Annotated in this window: 1 protein-coding gene; it reads right to left on the bottom strand. The window is 60.6% G+C overall.

Annotation, left to right across the window (positions count from 1 at the left end):
- Positions 1-85: 85 nt before the first annotated feature.
- Entirely contained in the window at positions 86-331 is a 246-nt protein-coding gene (locus AB1L30_RS04845) for a hypothetical protein (protein ID WP_367012295.1), read from the bottom strand.
- Between the last annotated feature and the right edge of the window lie 156 nt (positions 332-487).

The following is a 487-nucleotide window of genomic DNA, read 5'->3' as shown; positions in this document are numbered from 1 at the left end:
CTCTCCGTGCCAGCTACCCGTTAAACTCTAGATGGAGAGAGGGGAAAGGTCAAGGATTTGCGCGGATCTGGTGATCGACGTAACTTTAGCGGGCGTCTCTTCTCCGATAGCGCTGGTAGAAGGCCCCCAGGCCGAGGTCATGGATTTCGGCCTCGATGTCGGCCCGGGTCGGGTGGGTCATGCCTTCCTTCAATTCGTGTTCGAGCAGCTCGGCGACCTTCTCGCGGGCCCGTTGCAGGGTCTTGCGGAAGGCCTCGGGACTGAGTCGTTCCTTGCTGTTCTGGGCGAGCTGTTCGGTCAGCTCCTCGATCGAGGCTTCCGGGCTCCTCATCCGGAGGTTCAGGACCCGGGCATAGCGGTTCTTGGGGTTCTGGGCCTCGTAGGTGTCCAGGCGAGCGAGGACGCGGTTGATGACCGCCTCGCGCCAGGGAAAAGATGTTCGAACGCACGAGGCTGTTCGTTCGTGCGGAACAAAATCGCAAAATCA

It is taken from the genome of Bremerella sp. JC817 (assembly GCF_040718835.1).
GTDB lineage: Bacteria > Planctomycetota > Planctomycetia > Pirellulales > Pirellulaceae > Bremerella.
This window is presented reverse-complemented; position numbering and strand designations above follow the sequence as displayed.